Raw genomic sequence first — 18174 nt, 5'->3', positions numbered from 1 at the left:
CTGGCATTCTGCTTATTGCTCCTGTTGCTTAATGCACATGGAGGTTATTTTCCGCCCACAGAATAAACTGCTCTTTTGGCAGCGCTTTGCTGTACAGCCATCCCTGGGCGTACTGGACGCCATGCTGTCGTAGCCAGTCGCGCTGGCTTTCGGTTTCCACCCCTTCGGCGACGGTGGCCAGATTGAGCGCCTTGGCCATTTCAATAATGTGCGGCGTCAGCGGCCGGTACTCGAGGGTATCGACAAAAGATTTATCGATTTTCAGCGTATCGACGTCCAGTTTCTGCAGATAGCTCAGGCTGGAGTAGCCGGTGCCAAAGTCATCAATCGAGATACGATGCCCGGCCTGACGGTAGTGAGCGATCACCGGCATGGTGGTCTCCGGGTCGACAAACCCGCGCTCGGTGATTTCAAGGATGATCTGTTCGGCGGCGATCCCCCAGTGCTGCAGCTGATCGTGTAACAACGTCGGTAGGGTGGGCGAGCGTAAATCATCTACCGACAGGTTGATGGAGATGTGCACTTCCGGCCGCTGCCGCAGCCAGGGACCGAGATCGGTAAAAATTTTCCTGACGATATCTTCCGTCAACTGCGTAATCAGCCCGGTCTGCTCGGCCAGAGGAATAAAAATATCCGGCGATAAAAAGGTGCCGTCGGGTTGCTGCCAGCGGGCCAGGGCCTCGGCCCCGGCGATTTTCCCATCCTGCAACGAGATTATCGGCTGATAGTAAACCTGAATCGCTTCGGAGTTGAGGGCGTCCAGCATACTGTTGCGTGGTGATCGCAGGTGTCTCAGCAGGCGCAGCAGCAGCCAGGTAGCAAGCAGGCTGGTGAAGATGCCGACAGGGAGCCAGAAGATTAGCTGCTGGCGAATACGCTGCTGCAGCGGCAGCGTCGACGACCAGGTCACGATGCCGGAGCCCAGCTCGGGAATGCGCTGGATCCGATAGACCGTGTTATCCAGCGTCAGCATATTAACATGTGGATCTTTAATACGCTGCCAGACCGTATCCGGCAGCGGTTGGCTGCTGATCACCATTTTCAGGTGATCCAAACCAAACAGCATGGTATGGATCTTCTCCTCGCTGGCAGGAACCACATCGATAAAAGAGATGGGATCGATCATCACCATATGCTGTTGACTGCCCATGGCCGTCATCTGGTGATTAAGGCCGAGATCGTTTATTGAGGTCAGCCAGGTGCGATAGCCGTCAGGGGCAATGTGATCCGGCGGGGGAAAGGTGACCGCGACGCTATGGTCTTCCAGGGAGGAACATTGCGGCACGGAATCACGCAGCCAGAGCACTTCCTGAATGTAGCGATGGGTGTAGGCGATGCGGCGGAGCGTGAGCAGGTGCTCAGGGCTACAGGAGGCGGCGGTGTGTGAGTCGGCCTCACGTAGCGCTTCCCTGGCCTGATCGGCAACCTGCAGCGTGCGGACGACGATACGGTTGGAATAGTCATCCAGTTCACGATAGAACTGCAGCTTGGCCTGCCGCGCTGCCTGCCAGATGCTGAGTGAGATGGGCAGGATGATGGCCAGTATCAGCACCCCTGTAAACAGCGCCACCAGATGCCGGGTCCTCATACCTGTGTCCTTATCGTTCGCCGGGTGTCATCAGTATATGCGAAAGATAAATCAGGCGCAGCGAGAGAAGTGAGCTGAGGTCGCGAAAAAACCGGCATCGCGAGAGGCTGCGATGCCGGGAGAGAAGGATGATTCCGATGCAGCAGAATAAAAATGAGGGTGTGAATGCCGGGCAGGGTGTGTTCCGGCATTCAGTCGCAGCATACGCGGCGCAGATGACAGCAATATGTTAGCTAGTGCGCATCCGGCGCCGGGATATCAGCGCTGATACGCAGGTCATTCTCATCAAATACCATGCAGAAGCGCTCATCGAAGGCCAGATTTATTTTCTGCCACGGGCGGAAATGGACGTCGCCGGGCAGCAGGACCTTGACGTTATCGTGGCCGTAGCACTGGCCGAACAGATAGGTATTGTTACCCAGACGCTCCACCACTTCACATTGAAACTCCACCACGGTACCGGTAGTGACGTCGGGCGTGAGATGCTCTGGCCGGATCCCCAGCGTCACCGCGGCGCCGGGCTTCAGCGGCTGGGTAGCGATATTGAGGACCAACTGATGGTCCTGCGCGAGGGTGACCGTTAAGCGTTCCGGCTGCCAGTCGCTGACGATGGCCGGCAAAAAGTTCATCTTCGGCGAGCCGATAAAGCCGGCGACGAATTTGTTGACCGGATTGTAATACAGCGCCATCGGCGAACCCATTTGTTCGACCTTCCCGTAGTTCATGACCACGATTTTATCGGCCAGCGTCATCGCCTCTACCTGATCGTGGGTGACATACACCATGGTGGTCTTCAGCTCCTGGTGCAGACGGGCAATATGCAGGCGCATATCGACGCGCAGCTCCGCATCGAGGTTAGAGAGCGGCTCATCGAACATAAACACCCGGGGATTACGCACGATCGCCCGGCCAATGGCCACGCGCTGCCGCTGGCCGCCAGAGAGCTGCTTCGGTTTACGATCCAGCAGGTGCGAGAGCTGCAGCGTTTTAGCCACCATTTCCACCTGGCGACGGATCTCCGTTTTCGGCACTTTATTCACCTTCAACCCGTAGCCCATGTTCTCTGCCACCGTCATGTGCGGGTAGAGCGCATAGGACTGGAAGACCATCGCCACGCCGCGGCGGGCGGGCACGACATCATTCATCACCTCATCGCCGATCAGCACTTCACCCTCGCTGACCTCTTCCAGACCGGCAATCATGCGCAGCAGCGTCGATTTTCCACAGCCGGAAGGACCGACGAAAACGGCAAACTCGCCATCTTCAATATCGAGATTGACCTGGTGCAGCGTCACCGTGCTGCCGAACCTTTTGGTGACATTCCTCAGTCGTATATTGGACATCCACATTCCCCGAAGTGAGTAGCTGTTGTTTGCCGTTGCTTTGTCGCTGTGTGTAGCATGAATTGTATTACGTGTAACAAATCAGCGTGGCGATGTTCAACAGCAGTAAAATCATGCCCTGACTATAACTTCCGCAGTTTTAGCGCCATACAGCGGCGTTTCATTTCTGTAATGATGATCACACAACTGGCAGCTTATGGTAGTTTTGTCAGCGATCTACGGGTAGCGTATAACAAAAGAGAGCTGGAGCCTTTTTCTCATATAACTCGCCAGGTTGAAGTGATTTATTTTTCTGACTGGCAGAGATAAGCCCAATAAAAACCATTAAATTGTTATACCTTCACATGAGGTTGATAATGAAAAAGAACACGCTTGCTGCACTGATCCTTACCACCCTGGCGGCGGGGCAACTCACCAGCCTGCAGGCGTACGCCGCCGGGCAGCTCAACGTCTGGGAAGACATTAAAAAATCCGCCGGCATTAAAACCGCGGTCAGTGATTTTGAGAAGCAGTACAACGTGAAGGTCAATCTCCAGGAGATGCCTTATGCCCAGCAGCTGGAAAAGCTGCGCCTCGACGGCCCGGCGGGCATTGGGCCGGACGTGCTGGTGATCCCTAATGACCAGCTCGGCGGCGCCGTGGTTCAGGGACTACTCTCGCCGCTCAGCGTCGATCAGGCGAAACAGGATGCCTTTACGCCAGCCTCCATCAATGCCTTCCACATGGACAACGCGCTGTACGGGATCCCGAAAGCAGTGGAAACCCTGGTGCTTATCTATAACAAGGACCTGATCGACAAGCCGCTGGACAGCCTGCAGGCCTGGCTGGACTACTCGAAAACCCAGCGCGAGCAGAACAAATACGGCCTGCTCGCCAAGTTTGACCAGATCTATTACAGCTGGGGGGCGATTGGCCCGATGGGCGGCTATATCTTTGCTAAAAACGACAGCGGTGGCTTTAACCCGCAGCAAGTGGGCCTCAATACCCCCGGCGCCGTCGAAGCCGTCACCTTCCTGAAAAAATTCTATGCCGAGAAGGTCTTTCCAGCGGGGATCCTCGGCGATAACGGGCTGAATGCCATCGATTCCCTGTTTACCGAGAAAAAAGCGGCGGCGGTGATCAACGGCCCCTGGGCCTTCCAGCCGTATGAAGCCGCTGGCATTAACTATGGCGTGGCGCCCCTGCCGACCCTGCCGGACGGCAAGCCGATGAGCTCCTTCCTGGGCGTCAAAGGCTATGTGGTATCGACCTGGAGTAAAGACAAAGCGCTGGCGCAACAGTTTATCGAGTTCATCAACCAGCCGCAGTATGTGAAAGCCCGCTATGTCGCCACCGGCGAAATTCCGCCGCTGAAGGCGATGATTGACGATCCGGTGATTAAAAACGACCAAAAGGCCAGTGCCGTCGCCATCCAGTCGGCGCGAGCGGTGGCGATGCCGGGCATTCCGGAGATGGGGGAAGTGTGGGGGCCGGCCAACGCCGCGCTTGAACTGAGCCTCACCGGTAAGCAGGCGCCGCAGGCCGCGCTCGATAACGCGGTGAAACAGATCACGATGCAGATCGAAGCAATGCAGGCCAGCAATCAGTAATTCACCGTCACGTGAAGTCACCGAGCGGGAGGGGGACCTCCCGTTTGTAGAAGGAGTCGAGTGTGAGCATCCATTCCAGCGAAAATTTTAGCGACGCACGCGGGCCCGGGCGCCATGCATGGTGCGGCCTGCTGCTGGCAATCGTGCCGGGTTTCGGTCAGTTTTATCATCGCCAGTGGCTGAAAGGGCTGGTCTTCCTGGTGCTGCTGAGCAGCTTTCTGGGGATTTTTTATGATTTCCTGCGTGAGGGGTTGTGGGGGTTATATACCCTGGGTGAAGAGGTACCGCGGGATAACTCTATCTTCCTGTTAGCGGAGGGGATTATCAGTGTGCTGATCGTCGCCTTTGGCGTGCTGATCTATTTTCTCTCGCTGCGGGATGCGTGGCTGAACGGCAAAAAACGCGATGAGGGGATCGCCCTGAACAGCGTGCGTAAGCAGTACCAGATGCTGCTGAGCGACGGCTTCCCGTACCTGATGATCACCCCGGGCTTTATTCTGCTGGTGTTTGTGGTGATCTTTCCCATTCTGTTCGGTTTCGCCATCGCCTTCACCAACTACAACCTGTACCACACGCCGCCGGCGAAGCTGGTGGACTGGGTGGGGCTGAAAAACTTCGTCAATATTTTCACCCTCTCTATCTGGCGCTCCACCTTCCTGGATGTGCTGCAGTGGACCGTGGTGTGGACGCTGCTGGCGACCACCCTGCAGTGTACGGTGGGCGTGCTGCTGGCGATTCTGGTGAACCAAAAAGATCTGCGCTTTAAGCCGCTGATCCGCACCATCTTTATTTTGCCGTGGGCGGTGCCGGGGTTTGTCACCATCCTCGTCTTTGCCGGTATGTTCAACGATTCATTCGGGGTCATCAACAACGCGATCCTGTCGTTCTTCGGCATCAGCCCGAAGGCATGGCTGACCGACCCGTTCTGGACTAAAACGGCGCTGATCATGATGCAGACCTGGCTTGGCTTCCCGTTTGTCTTTGCCATGACCACCGGCGTGCTGCAGGCGATCCCGGACGATCTGTATGAAGCGGCGACGATGGACGGCGCCAGCGCCTTTACCCGTCTGCGCACCATCACTCTGCCGCTGGTGCTGTACGCGATCGCGCCGATCATCATCACTCAGTACACCTTCAACTTTAATAACTTCAACATCATTTATCTGTTTAACAACGGCGGTCCTGCGGTGGCAGGCTCCAACGCCGGTGGGACGGATATTCTGGTGTCGTGGATCTATAAGCTGACGATGTCCTCGTCGCAGTACGCCATCGCGGCGACCATCACGATCCTGCTGTCGATCTTTGTCGTCGGCCTGGCGCTGTGGCAGTTCCGCGCCACCAAATCCTTCAAAAATGACGACATGGCGTAAGGGAAGCAACATGGCTCAATCACCCAGTATTAAACGCGAAAAGCGGATCCGACTCTCTCTCACCTGGCTGGTGGTTATTCTGGTCTCGGTGGTGATCATCTATCCGCTGGTCTGGACGGTCGGGGCGTCGCTGAACGCCGGCAATAGCCTGCTCAGTACCTCGATCATTCCGGAAAACCTGTCGTTCCAGCACTATGCCGATCTGTTCAATGGCAATGTGAATTACCTCACCTGGTACTGGAACTCGATGAAAATCAGCTTTCTGACCATGGTGCTGACCCTGATTAGCGTCAGCTTTACCGCTTACGCCTTCTCCCGCTTCCGCTTTAAAGGGCGGCAGAACGGGCTGATGCTGTTCCTGCTGCTGCAGATGATCCCGCAGTTTTCCGCGCTGATTGCGATCTTTGTGCTATCGCAACTGCTTGGCCTGATTAACAGCCATCTGGCGCTGGTGCTGATCTACGTCGGGGGGATGATCCCGATGAATACCTGGCTGATGAAGGGGTATCTCGACGCGATCCCCAAAGATCTGGATGAGTCCGCTCGCATGGACGGCGCCAGCAGCTTTCGCATCTTTATCGAGATCATCATGCCGTTGTCGAGGCCGATCCTCGCGGTGGTGGCGCTGTTCTCCTTCACCGGTCCGCTGGGCGATTTCATCCTCTCCAGCACCATCCTGCGTACCCCGGATAAATACACGCTGCCTATCGGTCTGTATAACCTGGTGGCGCAAAAAATGGGTGCCAGTTACACCACCTACGCGGCGGGGGCGGTGCTGATTGCCGTACCGGTGGCGATCCTCTACCTGGCGTTACAAAAATACTTTGTCTCCGGCCTGACCTCGGGCAGTACTAAAGGATAAGCACATGAAAAGATTCACCCCCGCATGGCTTGCGGTTTGTCTGGCATGCAGTTTCTCCACCCCTACTCTGGCCGCGGACGCGCTTGAAACCCGCGCGTTTCAGGGCATGCCGGCGGACTTTATCAAAGGCGCGGATATCTCCACGCTGCTGGATGCCGAAAAGCACGGGGCGACGTTCTACGACCAGAATAATCAGCGCAAGGATCCGATCGCGATTCTGAAAGAGAACGGCGTCAACTATGTTCGCCTCCGTCTGTGGGTGGATCCGCAATCGGCGAGCGGTGAGGGCTATGGCGGCGGAAATAACGACCTGGCCACCACCCTGACCCTCGCGAAACGGGCGAAAGCCCAGGGGATGAAGCTGCTGCTCGATTTTCATTACAGCGATTTCTGGACCGATCCCGGCAAGCAGTTCAAGCCGAAAGCCTGGGAAAAGATGGATTATCCGCAGCTGAAAACGGCGATTCATGACTATACCCGCGATACCATCGCCCGCTTTAAGCAGGCAGGCGTCCTGCCGGACATGGTGCAGATCGGCAATGAGATCAACGGCGGCATCCTGTGGCCGGAAGGGAAAAGCTGGGGGCAGGGGGGCGGCGAGTTCGACCGGCTGGCCGGGCTGCTGAACGCGGCTATCGCTGGCCTGAAGGAGAACCTGCATCACGGCGAGCAAGTGAAAATCATGCTGCATCTGGCCGAAGGGACCAGGAACGATACCTTCCGCTGGTGGTTTGATGAGATTGACAAGCGCCATGTACCGTATGACGTGATCGGTCTGTCGATGTACACCTACTGGAATGGCCCGATCAGCGCCCTGAAGGCCAATATGGATGACATCAGCAAACGCTATAACAAAGACGTTATCGTCGTCGAGGCGGCCTATGCCTATACCCTGGCCAACTGCGACAACGCGGAAAATAGTTTCCAGGCGAAAGAGGAAAAGGACGGGGGTTATCCCGCCACCGTGCAGGGGCAATATCACTATATTCACGATCTGATGCAGGCCGTCATAGATGTTCCCGACCAGCGCGGCAAAGGTATTTTTTACTGGGAGCCCACGTGGATTGCCGTGCCGGGAAATACCTGGGCTACCCCGGCGGGGATGAAATATATCCACGACGAGTGGAAAGAAGGCAATGCACGTGAAAATCAGGCGCTATTTGATTGCCAGGGAAAAGTATTGCCGTCGGTAAAAGTTTTTAATTAATTTTTTGTCGTTTTTTTCAGGAAGTTTATTATGAATAAATTTGCACCTTTACATCCGAAGGTTAGTACGCTGCTGCATGGCGCGGATTATAATCCGGAGCAATGGGAGAATGACCCCGATATTATTGATAAAGACATTGCCATGATGCAGCAGGCAAAATGCAATGTGATGTCGGTGGGAATATTTAGCTGGGCGAAACTGGAGCCACGCGAAGGGGTATTTAATTTCGCCTGGCTGGATACTATCCTCGATAAACTGTATGCCGCCGGCATTCATGTTTTTCTGGCCACGCCGAGCGGCGCGCGTCCGGCGTGGATGTCGCAACGCTATCCGCAGGTTCTGCGGGTGGGACGCGATCGGGTGCCGGCCCTGCACGGCGGCCGTCACAACCACTGTATGTCGTCACCGGTCTATCGCGAGAAAACCCTGAAAATCAATACCCTGCTTGCAGAGCGTTATTCTTCACACCCGGCGGTACTGGGCTGGCATATTTCCAATGAATATGGCGGTGAATGCCATTGCGATCTCTGCCAGAACCGTTTTCGTGACTGGCTGAAGGCGCGTTACCAGACCCTGGAGAACCTCAACCAGGCCTGGTGGAGCACCTTCTGGAGTCATACCTATACCGACTGGTCGCAAATTGAATCACCTGCGCCACAGGGCGAGGTGTCAATCCACGGTCTCAATCTTGACTGGCATCGCTTTAACACCGCTCAGGTGACCGATTTCTGCCGCCATGAAATTGCCCCGCTGAAGGCGGCTAACGCCTCCCTGCCGGTGACCACTAACTTTATGGAGTATTTCTACGATTACGACTACTGGCAACTGGCAAAGGCACTGGACTTTATCTCGTGGGACAGCTATCCGATGTGGCACCGCGATAAAGACGAAACCGCACTGGCCTGCTACACCGCGATGTATCACGACATGATGCGCAGCCTGAAGGGCGGCAAACCGTTTGTGCTGATGGAGTCCACACCAGGCGCCACCAACTGGCAGCCGACCAGCAAACTGAAGAAGCCGGGAATGCATATTCTCTCCTCGCTGCAGGCGGTGGCGCATGGCGCCGACTCGGTGCAGTATTTCCAGTGGCGGAAAAGCCGCGGTTCGGTTGAGAAATTTCACGGCGCGGTGGTTGACCACGTCGGGCACATTGATACCCGTATTGGTCGTGAAGTCAGCCAGCTCGGCGAGATACTGAGCAAGCTACCGGAGGTCCGGGGTTGTCGCACCGAGGCGAAAGTAGCGATTATCTTCGACCAACAAAACCGCTGGGCGCTTGATGACGCCCAGGGGCCGCGCAATCTGGGTATGGAGTATGAGAAGACGGTCAACGAACACTACCGTCCGTTCTGGGAACAGGGCATTGCCGTCGATGTGATTGACGCTGATGTCGATTTAACGCCATACCGGTTAGTGATTGCCCCGATGTTATATATGGTGCGCGACGGCTTTGCCGCGCGGGCAGAGGCGTTTGTCGCCAGCGGCGGCCACCTGGTGACCACCTACTGGACCGGCATCGTCAATGAGTCCGATCTCTGCTATCTCGGCGGCTTCCCGGGCCCGCTGCGCAATCTGCTGGGGATCTGGGCGGAAGAGATCGACTGTCTGAATGACGGCGAGTTTAATCTTGTGCAGGGGCTTGCCGGGAATCAGTGCGGTCTGCAGGGTCCCTATCAGGTGCGCCATCTCTGTGAACTAATCCATACCGAGAGCGCTCAGACGCTGGCCACCTACCGGGATGATTTCTATGCCGGACGGCCGGCGGTGACGGTGAACGGTTTCGGGAAAGGTAAAGCCTGGCATGTCGCCTCCCGCAACGATTTAGCCTTCCAGCGCGATTTCTTTGCTGCCCTGAGCAGGGAGCTGGATCTGCCACGAGCGATAGCGGCGGATTTACCGCCCGGCGTAGTGGCTACCGCGCGCACCGACGGTGAGAGCACGTTTGTCTTCCTGCAGAACTACAGCGCGCAAAGTCATACTCTGACTCTGCCGCCGGGGTATCGGGATTGCCTGACCGACGCGGCGGCGCCGGACCCGCTGATCCTCTCAGCATGGGATTGCCGTATTCTTCGTCGTCACGCCTAATCCTTTTTTCTCCACGCCTGCTCTGCTGAGCAGGCTTTTTTTTATCTTAAACCTGGAGTTTATGATGGTGAGTTTAAAATCCTTTCTGCACTATTTCTCTCCTGCACGTCCGGCACAGCCGTTAAGCGAGGCGGAAAAACAGCAAATCGAGGCGCTGATTCAGGCCTTTGGTGGCGAAGCGAATATTACGCAAGTGGATGCCTGTATTACTCGTCTGCGGGTGACGGTTCGTCACCTTGCGGCCGTGGATACTGACGCATTACAGCAGCAGGGCGCGCTGGGCGTCATTATTCTCGGCCAGCAGGTGCATGCTATTTTCGGTAAGCAGTCCGATGCGCTGCGTCAATTGCTGGATGAGCATTTTGCTACCAGGAAATAAATAAAACGGGATAACCTGAAAACAGGTTATCCCGAAAATAAGACAAAGACAGCAGTGGCAATAATGATTACCGGAGGGTAATTAATGACCTTACAGTTGGAGATATAAATAACGTATTTGTCTTACCAGCGCGATATTACCACCAGGCCTCAACCTGCACGCCGAAATTCCAGGTATTATTCGCCGTCTGGTCTTCAAACGGTTTACCATCTTCGGAATCATTCAGGTATGAAGCAAAAATGCGTAATTCCGGGCGTGACATAAAGTCCGGCCCGTCCGCCAGGCCCAGCGCAATGGTATATTTCTCACCGGCCTGTTTGTAGCTGGTGCCATTGTTATAGCTGTCTTTCTGATAGAAACCGCCGACTTCGCCAATCAGGCGGACGTAGTCGGTGAACTGATACTGCCCGCGGGCAACCAGCGACAGCATCCGCGTTTTGTCGGTGTAGTCGGTAATATCATCCGCCGAGCCCCAGGTCAGGACGTGGTTGATGGAGAACTTTTCGGTAATCGGGATCAGGCCGGTGTTAATCACGCGATAGCCGGTGGCATCGTTCACGTAGTTCCACATATCGTACCAGCCGCCGCCCTGGGAGACCATGTTCTGCGCCAGCCCTTTGTTGGCATACTGCAGCACGGTTTTGTTATAGCCGCCCAGCATATCCTGACTGATTTCACCGGTCAGCATCACGCCATTCTCGGCATCGTACAGCCCGCCGTAGCTGTCCTGTTTTTTGGTGGTGTTCGGCATGGCGTAGTCGATGCCGAATTCGGTCCACGAACCCGACCACGGCTTCCAGCCTGCATAGCGTAAATCGATATAGTTAATATTGACGTTGCTGTCGCCATCGACACGATAGTCAACGTCGTTGGCATCGCCGCGGATCCAGGCCAGCGAGACGGCGCCAGGGCCGAGGGTGTAGTTTTCCACCCCGGCCCCGGAGCCGGATATGTTCCAGTATTTGGTATCGATGATGTGCAGATCGTGGCGCTGGTAGTAACGTTTACCCCCCCAAATCACTGCATTCGGATCGCCGGGGATCAGCCCTTTGATCTGCAGGTTCAGCTGACGTAAACCGAACTGTGCATCATCATTCAGCGTGGTTTCATTATCGTTAGAGCCGTCGGAGACCATGCTGACCATGCTGTCGAGATAGAAGCTGACGTCATCTTTCTTGTAGACCTCGGAGCCCAGCTCCAGCTCACCATAGGTATCCGATTCATTACCCAAACGGCCCAGCTTGTTCTTTTGCCATTCCGCTTCACTACCATCGCCGGAGACCCCAACCCCGGCGCGCATATAGCCATGGAAATCGATACTCGGGATTGCGGCGGTCGCCGCAAACGCGGAAGGGGCGATTAGCGCAGCGGCTAACGCGGCGGAAAGGGCGCGCAGTGTCGTATTCATCTCTATCCTCTTATTGTTTTGTATTACGTTCACATAACTGATGTCATAAAATGCCTAAATGTAACTTCAGGCAAACGAGATATGATTATTGTGTGACTAAGTGCAAATAATCATGCTAGTTTTTGTTGTGATGGGTGAGGTGATTCACAATTAACTGTGTTGTGAACGTAATACTTTTTGTGGTGTAATTTTGCGATGAAAGGTGGCGGTGAGCGTTTTTTCAAATGGCCCCTGTTACAATCATGGGATAACAACATAAGGAACCGGACCATGAAGTCTAAAAGCGCTACTCTGGAAGACGTCGCACGCCATGCGGGCGTCTCTTACCAGACCGTGTCCAGGGTACTCAATAAATCTGCCAATGTATCCGAAGCGACGCGCCGCAAGGTGGAGAAATCGATAGAGGCCTTACGCTATGTGCCAAACCGGCTGGCGCAGCAGCTGGTGGGGAAGGAGAGCCAGACGGTCGGGCTGGTGACGATTTCGCTGGCCTGGCATGCGCCTTCCCAGGTGGCGGCGGCGGTAAAACGCTATGCCAATCTGGAAGGTTACCAGGTGCTGATTTCGATGATCGATGAGAGCGTCAACCAAAGTATCCAGGATTCCATCAATGAGCTGAAATCTCAGCGGGTGGATAAAGTCATTATCAACGTGCCGCTGGAGACCGAGCAGGCACAGAAAATCGCCGCTGACAACGATGATATCGTCTGCCTTTTTCTCGATGTCGACCCCTACAGTTCCGTGTTTAACGTTTCGTTTAATCCGGCAGATGGCACCCGGGCCAGCGTCAAATATCTTTATGAGATGGGGCATCGGGAGATCGCGCTGCTGGCGGGGCCGGACAGCTCCGTCTCGGCCAAACTCCGGCTGAAAAGCTGGCTGGAGACTCTCGAGGGCTACGGCCTGAAGCCGGTGACCGTTCTGCACGGCAACTGGGATGCGCAAAGCGGCTATGCCGGCGCGCTGCAGATGCTGCGCGAAACGCCCAATTTCAGCGCCGTGCTGGTGGGTAATGACCAGATGGCGCTGGGGGTGCTCAGCGCTTTCCATCAGCACCAGGTGGCGGTGCCGGGGGAGAAGTCCGTCATTGGCTATGACGATACCTACGAAAGCTCCTTTTTCTATCCGGCGCTGAGTACGGTGTCGCTGGATCTCGATCTGCAGGGGAAAGAAGCGGTGCGGCGGATCCTCGCCAGCATCAGCGGTGCGCCACATACTTCATCCATCCTGCCGGCGCGCCTGGTGATACGTCATTCCAGCGGCGCCAGAACTGAGCAAGGCAAAGATCTGCAGGCCATCGCGGAACAGCTACGCGCCATCGCCCACCGTCTGGCGCCCTGAAACCTAAGGCGGGGAAACTCGCCTTAGGCCCATTACCCTTAATTTGAACATGGTTGATCTTTGTCGTGGAACGGCGTAACTTAAATGTTATGTTATAACATAATGACGAGGTCATCATGAAAGCCCATATCCATCCCCCCTATCGCACGGTGGTGTTTCACGACACCAGCGTTAATGAGTATTTTAAAGTCGGTTCCACCATCCGCACCGATCGCGTGATTGAACTCGACGGCGAAACTTTTCCGTATGTGACGATCGACGTCTCCTCGAAATCGCATCCGTACTACACCGGCAAACAAAAAACCTTCGCCAGCGAGGGCAGCGCGGCCCGGTTCCGTCAGCGCTTCGGCGGCTTTATTGATGCGAAAAGGAAGGCATGATGCAGGTCGTTAACTCATTACGCAGCGCCAAACAGCGCCACCCTGATTGTCAGCTGGTCAAGCGCAAAGGGCGGCTGTACGTTATCTGTAAGAGCAACCCCCGCTTTAAAGCGGTGCAGGGGCGCAAAAAACGTCGTTAACGGAAACTCTCCAGAGTGCGGCGCTGCTGGCCGTCGGCGGTAAAATTGTCGGCGGCCAGCCATTGCCGCATGGCGTTATCCAGCTGCGGCCATTCGCCGTCTATCACCGAAAACCAGTCCGTATCCCGGTTATGTCCTTTGCTCACCAGTGCCTGACGAAAACGTCCTTCGTACTGAAAACCCAGCCGTCTTGCCGCCCGGCCCGACGGCATATTGAGACTATTACATTTCCATTCATAGCGACGATAACCGAGCGTATCAAACACATACTGCATCAACAGCCAGTGCGCTTCGGTGGCCATAGCCGTTCGGCTCAGCAACGGTGAAAAATGCACATGTCCCACCTCTACCACGCCGTGGGTGGCGTCAATGCGCATTAACGCCAGCGAGCCAACCGCTTTCCCTTGCCGCTGGTCAACGACGGCAAAATGGATCGGGTCTGCCAGCGTGGCGACCTGCTCCACCCAGGCACTGAATTCTGCAAGGTTGCTCTCAGGTTCACGCAGCAGCCACGTCCAGCTGCGGGCGTCTGGCGCCAGCTGGTGAGCAGCAAACAGGTCGCTGGCATGCGCGAGAGTCAGTGGTTCGAGCCGACAGCGGCTGCCCTGTAATACCTGCCGTGCTGGCCATGGACGCGGTTGCCAGTCAGGCAGCGCGGCGCCGAGTTCCTGTCCAAACTGATTGTATTCACGCATTGCGGTTTCCTTAGCGGGGTTTTTCAGGCAGCGTACGCGCTCACTGGTTCCATAAAAAGTGCCACAGGCGTATGTTTTTATAGGGCCACGAGGAGATGAGATGAACATACCGGACGATGGTTTTTTTACGCTGGTGACGCAGGGGATACAGCACCGATCGGATGAAACCCTGCAGCGGGCCCTTTACCACACATTGCGCCATGCCATCCTGCAGGGAACTCTGGCGGCCAACTGCCGTTTGCCCGGATCGCGGGTGATGGCCGGACGGCTGCAGCTGTCGCGAAATACGGTCAATGCTGCCCTGGAGCAGCTGGCGCTGGAGGGATACCTGATGCGGAGCCGTCAGGGAACGCAGGTGGTACCGCTCGCCGCCTGCCGCGAAGAGCCCGTGAAGGTGCCGCCCGTCGTACTGCCTGAACGGCTGCAAGGGCTGCCAGCCGCGATGCGCCGCGACTCTCCGGCGCTGCTGTTTACCCCTGGCATGCCGGCGGTGAACTATTTCCCGTTGCCGCTGTGGCGGCGGCTGATGGATAACGTCTTACGCGACGAGGGCAGCGCACTGCTGGGCTATGGCGAGGCGGCAGGCGACCCCTTGCTGCGGGAAGCTATCGCTCGTCATCTGGCGCTCTCCCGGGGGATCCGTTGCGATATTCGGCAGATTGTCATTACCGAAGGGGCGCTGGAAGGGGTGAACTTATGCGCTTCGCTGTTGACGGATCCAGGCGACAGCGTGTGGGTGGAAGAGCCGGGGTACCTGGGGGCCAGGAGCAGCTTCCAGCGCGCAGGGCTGCGGGTCAGCGGAATGGCGGTCGATGACGAAGGGATGGGGATTGCCAACGGCGTCGCGGAGCCGCCCCGGCTGATCTTCACCTCTCCCTCTCATCAGTATCCCCTCGGGAGCGTCATGAGCGCCGCGCGACGTCTGGCGCTGGTGGAGTACGCCCGCCTGCACGGGGCGTGGATTGTGGAGGATGACTACGACAGCGAGTTTCGCCATAGCGGAGAGCCGATCCCGGCGATGCTGGGGATGGTGCCGGATGCCCCGGTGGTGTATCTCGGTACCTTCAGCAAAACGCTCTTTCCGGCGCTGCGTATTGGCTTCATGGTGATGCCGCCTGCGCTGGCGGATGCCGTTCAGGATGTGATTGGCACGTTGCTGCGTGGAGGACACCGCACGGAACAGCGGGCGCTGGCCAGGTTTATTGAGAAGGGGCACTATGCTCGCCATCTGGCGGCCATGCGTCGCCTGTACCGCAAGCGCCAACAACAGCTGCGTGAGGCACTGGCGCAAGAGATAACCGTGCCATGCGAGGTCCTTGGCGGGGAAGGGGGGCTCCATTTGACAGTCGCAATGGAAGGGTTCGATGACCAGACGATTGCGCAGCAGGCGCGTCAGTTTCAACTGGCGCCTGCCGCGTTAAGTCATTTCTATCTCGACCCGCAGCGGGGGCGGAGCGGGCTGGTGCTGGGATATGGTAATACTTCTGCTTCCCGCTATCCGCTGGCGCTGCGGACGCTAAATCGTCTTATTGTGCAGCACCGGCGCGGGTCAGCGTAAAAACGTCGTAGAAGGAGAGCTCGCCTTTGGTGGCGACCATCTTTTTGAGCTGCGCCTTCTGCTCGCTATCGACATCCGGCGACTGAAGAATACGCTCGATCAGCTGCCGGGGAACAAAGCGGGTGTTATACCATTCCCCGTTGTAGCACACGCGAAAGTCGAGGACATCGATATCTTCATAACGATAGCGCGGATAGACATCAAAGAAGAAAAAGGCGTTGAACAGGATGAACAGCACCACCAGCAACCAGACCGAGTCTACCAGCGTTTCAGAGCGCAGCATGACCACCAGCGTCGCCAGAAACGCGGCATACATGGCAACAAACAGCCCCGGATGGTTGCGGATAAAACTGATGCTAAAACGCGGGCGATTATCGCGTTTTTCCTGAACGTTGAGTTCGTCAATGGTATGAGTTAGCAGGCGTTGTATTTCTGTCATCTTGGTCCCCGAATTCTGCAATGAGCCAGCCGTGCGCGCCCGGCGGACCAGGCTTAGCCTGAAGGCTATTTTATGTTGCAATATTCCACGGCGAAAGTAACAGATCAGTTACAGAAAACCATAACAGTTACGGATTTGGTAGCGGAAGGCGCTTAATGATCTGCGCCGGGTTGCCGCCGACAACGGCCCCGGCCGGTACATCTTTGGTGACGACTGCACCGGACGCAATGACCGCATTATCACCAATGGTCACCCCGGGATTGATTACCGCCCGCCCACCAATCCACACATTGTGGCCGATGGTCACTGGTTTGCCATATTCCTGGCCGCTGTTACGCGCTTCGGCATCCAGCGGATGGGTGGCGGTATAAATATGGACGCCCGGCGCCAGCATGCAGTTATCGCCAATATGAATAGGGCAGACGTCCAGCATCACGCAGTCAAAATTGGCGTAAAACGCATTGCCGAGAAAGATATTGTAGCCGTAGTCGCAGCGAAAGCTTGGCTCGATATACGCATCGCCGGCGCGACCGAACAGCTCGGCCAGAATATGCTGACGTTCTTCCTGCGCATCCGGGGAGGAATGATTATAACGGTGTAACAACTGTCTGGCGCGCAGGCGATCGGCGCGAAGCGTTGGGTCGCCAGATAAATAGAGCTCACCGGCGATCATTTTACGTTTTTCTTCACTCATGGGTCTTCCTTATACCTGACTTTAGATGGCCGTAGCAGTATAAAAAAGAAACCGGTTACAGGGTTGCTGTTAGCTGAATGATGTGATGACTATCACAAAGATACCCTGCGGCGGCTGACGCGTATCGTCCGGTCAGCAGACCACGTTGTGCGCGTCGATTAGCGGATAAACTTCCAGACTGAGGTCGGGATCTTATCGTACAGCTTATTCATGGTCAGTTCAGCCAGACGATGATCGGCGGCTGAGTAAAATACCGCCAGTTCATTATCAGACAGTTCATATTTATTTTTTTCAATGACGCGCTCCAGCGTGTCAATTGTCTGGCAACGACGTAAGCGCATCAAATAGTCTGTTTTAGTTAATGGCTTATCAGACATAATTCCACCTTTTGATTGTAATAATTCTAACACGAGAGACTGGCCGGGTTTTCCCGGCTGGCGTTGACAAAGCAACGAAATAGTCGATTACCGGATTTTTTCCACTTTTGCAAATCCGTTGAGTTAATGCCGTAGTTACTGAACAAGGTAAAAGTATCGTCCAGATATTCGTCAACCTGAGCGACCAGTTTATTATCCTCAGTGTACTTAATTTTATAATTAAGCGCGAATGTGGCAATGTGCTCGATCAATTCATTTAACTGAAGATTGACAGCCGAAGTCGGGTCGTTGACCCAGCCATGGTTGCTCTCTTCCAAGTTTGCAAGGCAGTCATGATACAGCGTTTCGCAGAGAAAGCGTAGCTGTGCAATATCATGTCTTTTTGGCGAGTATTCGTCCATAACGCATCCCCTTTTGAGTGGTTTAAACGACGACTAACAAACACCGTTGTGGGATGAACACGACTAACCGACCTGACACTAACTGAGTAATCCTGCTGATTTAACTATAATCCACTCTCCAACAGATTTCATCGTGCTATTACGAAAAATTACAATTATCAGAGAGAAATTATCTTAAAAATAGACGAATTAATTTCGCAGGCCCTGGCGCACAGCCCGAGAAATAGAGAAGTCTTATCAATCATCGGCTTAAGGCAGGCAGCTGTCGCGTTCAGAAACCGCCGGCCGCGGGCGTTGGTATTAGGATTATTCCTG

18 protein-coding genes and 1 pseudogene are annotated in these 18174 nt (G+C 55.5%); 11 read left to right on the top strand and 8 right to left on the bottom strand.

Annotated features, from left to right (window positions below; all coding sequences use genetic code 11):
* Positions 1-28: 28 nt before the first annotated feature.
* A complete protein-coding gene (locus DTA24_RS21970; RefSeq protein ID WP_008805422.1) occupies positions 29-1588 on the bottom strand; it encodes an EAL domain-containing protein in 1560 nt (519 codons plus the stop codon).
* Positions 1589-1821: 233 nt separating this feature from the next.
* Positions 1822-2931, bottom strand: a complete 1110-nt coding sequence (locus tag DTA24_RS21965) for an ABC transporter ATP-binding protein (RefSeq protein WP_008805423.1) — start codon at positions 2929-2931, stop codon at positions 1822-1824.
* A gap of 356 nt (positions 2932-3287) precedes the next feature.
* On the opposite strand from DTA24_RS21965, the gene DTA24_RS21960 reads away from it, so the two are divergent.
* The 6 genes from DTA24_RS21960 (at position 3288) to DTA24_RS21935 (ending at position 10426) form a co-directional block, all read left to right on the top strand.
* Entirely contained in the window at positions 3288-4520 is a 1233-nt protein-coding gene (locus tag DTA24_RS21960; RefSeq protein WP_123837064.1) for a maltodextrin ABC transporter substrate-binding protein, read from the top strand.
* 62 nt (positions 4521-4582) lie between these two features.
* Positions 4583-5890: a carbohydrate ABC transporter permease gene (locus tag DTA24_RS21955; protein ID WP_008805425.1), complete on the top strand. Its 1308-nt coding sequence runs from the start codon at positions 4583-4585 to the stop codon at positions 5888-5890.
* A 10-nt stretch (positions 5891-5900) separates the two neighbouring features.
* Positions 5901-6752, top strand: a complete 852-nt coding sequence (locus tag DTA24_RS21950) for a sugar ABC transporter permease (RefSeq protein WP_123837063.1) — start codon at positions 5901-5903, stop codon at positions 6750-6752.
* Between the two features lie 4 nt (positions 6753-6756).
* A complete protein-coding gene (locus tag DTA24_RS21945) occupies positions 6757-7959 on the top strand; it encodes an arabinogalactan endo-beta-1,4-galactanase (RefSeq protein ID WP_022066289.1) in 1203 nt (400 codons plus the stop codon).
* Positions 7960-7989: 30 nt separating this feature from the next.
* Positions 7990-10047, top strand: coding sequence for a beta-galactosidase (locus DTA24_RS21940; protein ID WP_012968817.1), 2058 nt, complete (start codon positions 7990-7992; stop codon positions 10045-10047).
* Between the two features lie 64 nt (positions 10048-10111).
* Positions 10112-10426, top strand: coding sequence for a glucose PTS transporter subunit EIIB (locus tag DTA24_RS21935; protein WP_012542670.1), 315 nt, complete (start codon positions 10112-10114; stop codon positions 10424-10426).
* 136 nt (positions 10427-10562) lie between these two features.
* Here the strand turns inward: DTA24_RS21935 and DTA24_RS21930 are convergent, their stop codons facing one another.
* Positions 10563-11834 (bottom strand): maltoporin, encoded by a 1272-nt coding sequence (locus DTA24_RS21930; RefSeq protein WP_012542669.1) that lies wholly within the window; start codon positions 11832-11834, stop codon positions 10563-10565.
* A 270-nt stretch (positions 11835-12104) separates the two neighbouring features.
* Between DTA24_RS21930 and DTA24_RS21925 the strand changes: the two genes are divergently transcribed.
* The 3 genes from DTA24_RS21925 to ykgO all read left to right on the top strand — a co-directional run bounded on the left by DTA24_RS21925 (position 12105) and on the right by ykgO (position 13695).
* A complete protein-coding gene (locus tag DTA24_RS21925; protein ID WP_123837062.1) occupies positions 12105-13175 on the top strand; it encodes a LacI family DNA-binding transcriptional regulator in 1071 nt (356 codons plus the stop codon).
* 116 nt (positions 13176-13291) lie between these two features.
* Positions 13292-13555, top strand: a complete 264-nt coding sequence (locus tag DTA24_RS21920; protein ID WP_008805431.1) for a type B 50S ribosomal protein L31 — start codon at positions 13292-13294, stop codon at positions 13553-13555.
* Positions 13555-13695, top strand: a complete 141-nt coding sequence (gene ykgO / locus DTA24_RS21915) for a type B 50S ribosomal protein L36 (RefSeq protein WP_002892018.1) — start codon at positions 13555-13557, stop codon at positions 13693-13695. Before DTA24_RS21920 ends, ykgO begins: the two co-directional genes overlap by 1 nt.
* Here ykgO and DTA24_RS21910 read toward each other — a convergent pair.
* Positions 13692-14390: a GNAT family N-acetyltransferase gene (locus DTA24_RS21910; RefSeq protein WP_016160391.1), complete on the bottom strand. Its 699-nt coding sequence runs from the start codon at positions 14388-14390 to the stop codon at positions 13692-13694. The genes ykgO and DTA24_RS21910 overlap by 4 nt on opposite strands.
* Before the next feature lie 100 nt (positions 14391-14490).
* Here DTA24_RS21910 and DTA24_RS21905 point away from each other — a divergent pair, with 100 nt between their 5' ends.
* On the top strand, positions 14491-15948 hold the full coding sequence (locus DTA24_RS21905) for a PLP-dependent aminotransferase family protein (RefSeq protein WP_022066287.1): 1458 nt from the start codon (positions 14491-14493) through the stop codon (positions 15946-15948).
* On the opposite strand, the gene DTA24_RS21900 is transcribed toward DTA24_RS21905, so the two are convergent.
* On the bottom strand, positions 15917-16387 hold the full coding sequence (locus DTA24_RS21900) for a YlaC family protein (RefSeq protein ID WP_008805434.1): 471 nt from the start codon (positions 16385-16387) through the stop codon (positions 15917-15919). The two genes, DTA24_RS21905 and DTA24_RS21900, sit on opposite strands and share 32 nt — an antisense overlap.
* Before the next feature lie 57 nt (positions 16388-16444).
* Here DTA24_RS21900 and DTA24_RS28935 point away from each other — a divergent pair.
* Positions 16445-16543: pseudogene (locus DTA24_RS28935) on the top strand (hypothetical protein); the annotation flags it as partial.
* Here the strand turns inward: DTA24_RS28935 and maa are convergent.
* The 3 genes from maa to tomB form a co-directional block, all read right to left on the bottom strand.
* Positions 16515-17081: a maltose O-acetyltransferase gene (maa, locus tag DTA24_RS21895; protein WP_008805435.1), complete on the bottom strand. Its 567-nt coding sequence runs from the start codon at positions 17079-17081 to the stop codon at positions 16515-16517. The pseudogene DTA24_RS28935 and the gene maa sit on opposite strands and share 29 nt — an antisense overlap.
* 158 nt (positions 17082-17239) lie before the next feature.
* A complete protein-coding gene (locus DTA24_RS21890; RefSeq protein WP_002892050.1) occupies positions 17240-17458 on the bottom strand; it encodes an HHA domain-containing protein in 219 nt (72 codons plus the stop codon).
* 26 nt (positions 17459-17484) lie between these two features.
* Positions 17485-17859, bottom strand: a complete 375-nt coding sequence (gene tomB, locus DTA24_RS21885; protein ID WP_008805436.1) for an Hha toxicity modulator TomB — start codon at positions 17857-17859, stop codon at positions 17485-17487.
* Between the last annotated feature and the right edge of the window lie 315 nt (positions 17860-18174).

This window comes from Klebsiella sp. P1CD1 (assembly GCF_003790505.1).
Lineage (GTDB): Bacteria > Pseudomonadota > Gammaproteobacteria > Enterobacterales > Enterobacteriaceae > Klebsiella > Klebsiella variicola.
This window is presented reverse-complemented; position numbering and strand designations above follow the sequence as displayed.

What these genes read in the sequence shown, in the direction of transcription:
- DTA24_RS21970 (WP_008805422.1), bottom strand. Translation starts at nt 1,588, where the DNA reads ATGAGGACCCGGCATCTGGTGGCGCTGTTTACAGGGGTGCTGATACTG.
- DTA24_RS21965 (WP_008805423.1), bottom strand. Translation starts at nt 2,931, where the DNA reads ATGTCCAATATACGACTGAGGAATGTCACCAAAAGGTTCGGCAGCACG.
- DTA24_RS21960 (WP_123837064.1), top strand. Translation starts at nt 3,288, where the DNA reads ATGAAAAAGAACACGCTTGCTGCACTGATCCTTACCACCCTGGCGGCG.
- DTA24_RS21950 (WP_123837063.1), top strand. Translation starts at nt 5,901, where the DNA reads ATGGCTCAATCACCCAGTATTAAACGCGAAAAGCGGATCCGACTCTCT.
- DTA24_RS21945 (WP_022066289.1), top strand. Translation starts at nt 6,757, where the DNA reads ATGAAAAGATTCACCCCCGCATGGCTTGCGGTTTGTCTGGCATGCAGT.
- DTA24_RS21940 (WP_012968817.1), top strand. Translation starts at nt 7,990, where the DNA reads ATGAATAAATTTGCACCTTTACATCCGAAGGTTAGTACGCTGCTGCAT.
- DTA24_RS21935 (WP_012542670.1), top strand. Translation starts at nt 10,112, where the DNA reads ATGGTGAGTTTAAAATCCTTTCTGCACTATTTCTCTCCTGCACGTCCG.
- DTA24_RS21930 (WP_012542669.1), bottom strand. Translation starts at nt 11,834, where the DNA reads ATGAATACGACACTGCGCGCCCTTTCCGCCGCGTTAGCCGCTGCGCTA.
- DTA24_RS21925 (WP_123837062.1), top strand. Translation starts at nt 12,105, where the DNA reads ATGAAGTCTAAAAGCGCTACTCTGGAAGACGTCGCACGCCATGCGGGC.
- DTA24_RS21920 (WP_008805431.1), top strand. Translation starts at nt 13,292, where the DNA reads ATGAAAGCCCATATCCATCCCCCCTATCGCACGGTGGTGTTTCACGAC.
- ykgO (WP_002892018.1), top strand. Translation starts at nt 13,555, where the DNA reads ATGCAGGTCGTTAACTCATTACGCAGCGCCAAACAGCGCCACCCTGAT.
- DTA24_RS21910 (WP_016160391.1), bottom strand. Translation starts at nt 14,390, where the DNA reads ATGCGTGAATACAATCAGTTTGGACAGGAACTCGGCGCCGCGCTGCCT.
- DTA24_RS21905 (WP_022066287.1), top strand. Translation starts at nt 14,491, where the DNA reads ATGAACATACCGGACGATGGTTTTTTTACGCTGGTGACGCAGGGGATA.
- DTA24_RS21900 (WP_008805434.1), bottom strand. Translation starts at nt 16,387, where the DNA reads ATGACAGAAATACAACGCCTGCTAACTCATACCATTGACGAACTCAAC.
- maa (WP_008805435.1), bottom strand. Translation starts at nt 17,081, where the DNA reads ATGAGTGAAGAAAAACGTAAAATGATCGCCGGTGAGCTCTATTTATCT.
- DTA24_RS21890 (WP_002892050.1), bottom strand. Translation starts at nt 17,458, where the DNA reads ATGTCTGATAAGCCATTAACTAAAACAGACTATTTGATGCGCTTACGT.
- tomB (WP_008805436.1), bottom strand. Translation starts at nt 17,859, where the DNA reads ATGGACGAATACTCGCCAAAAAGACATGATATTGCACAGCTACGCTTT.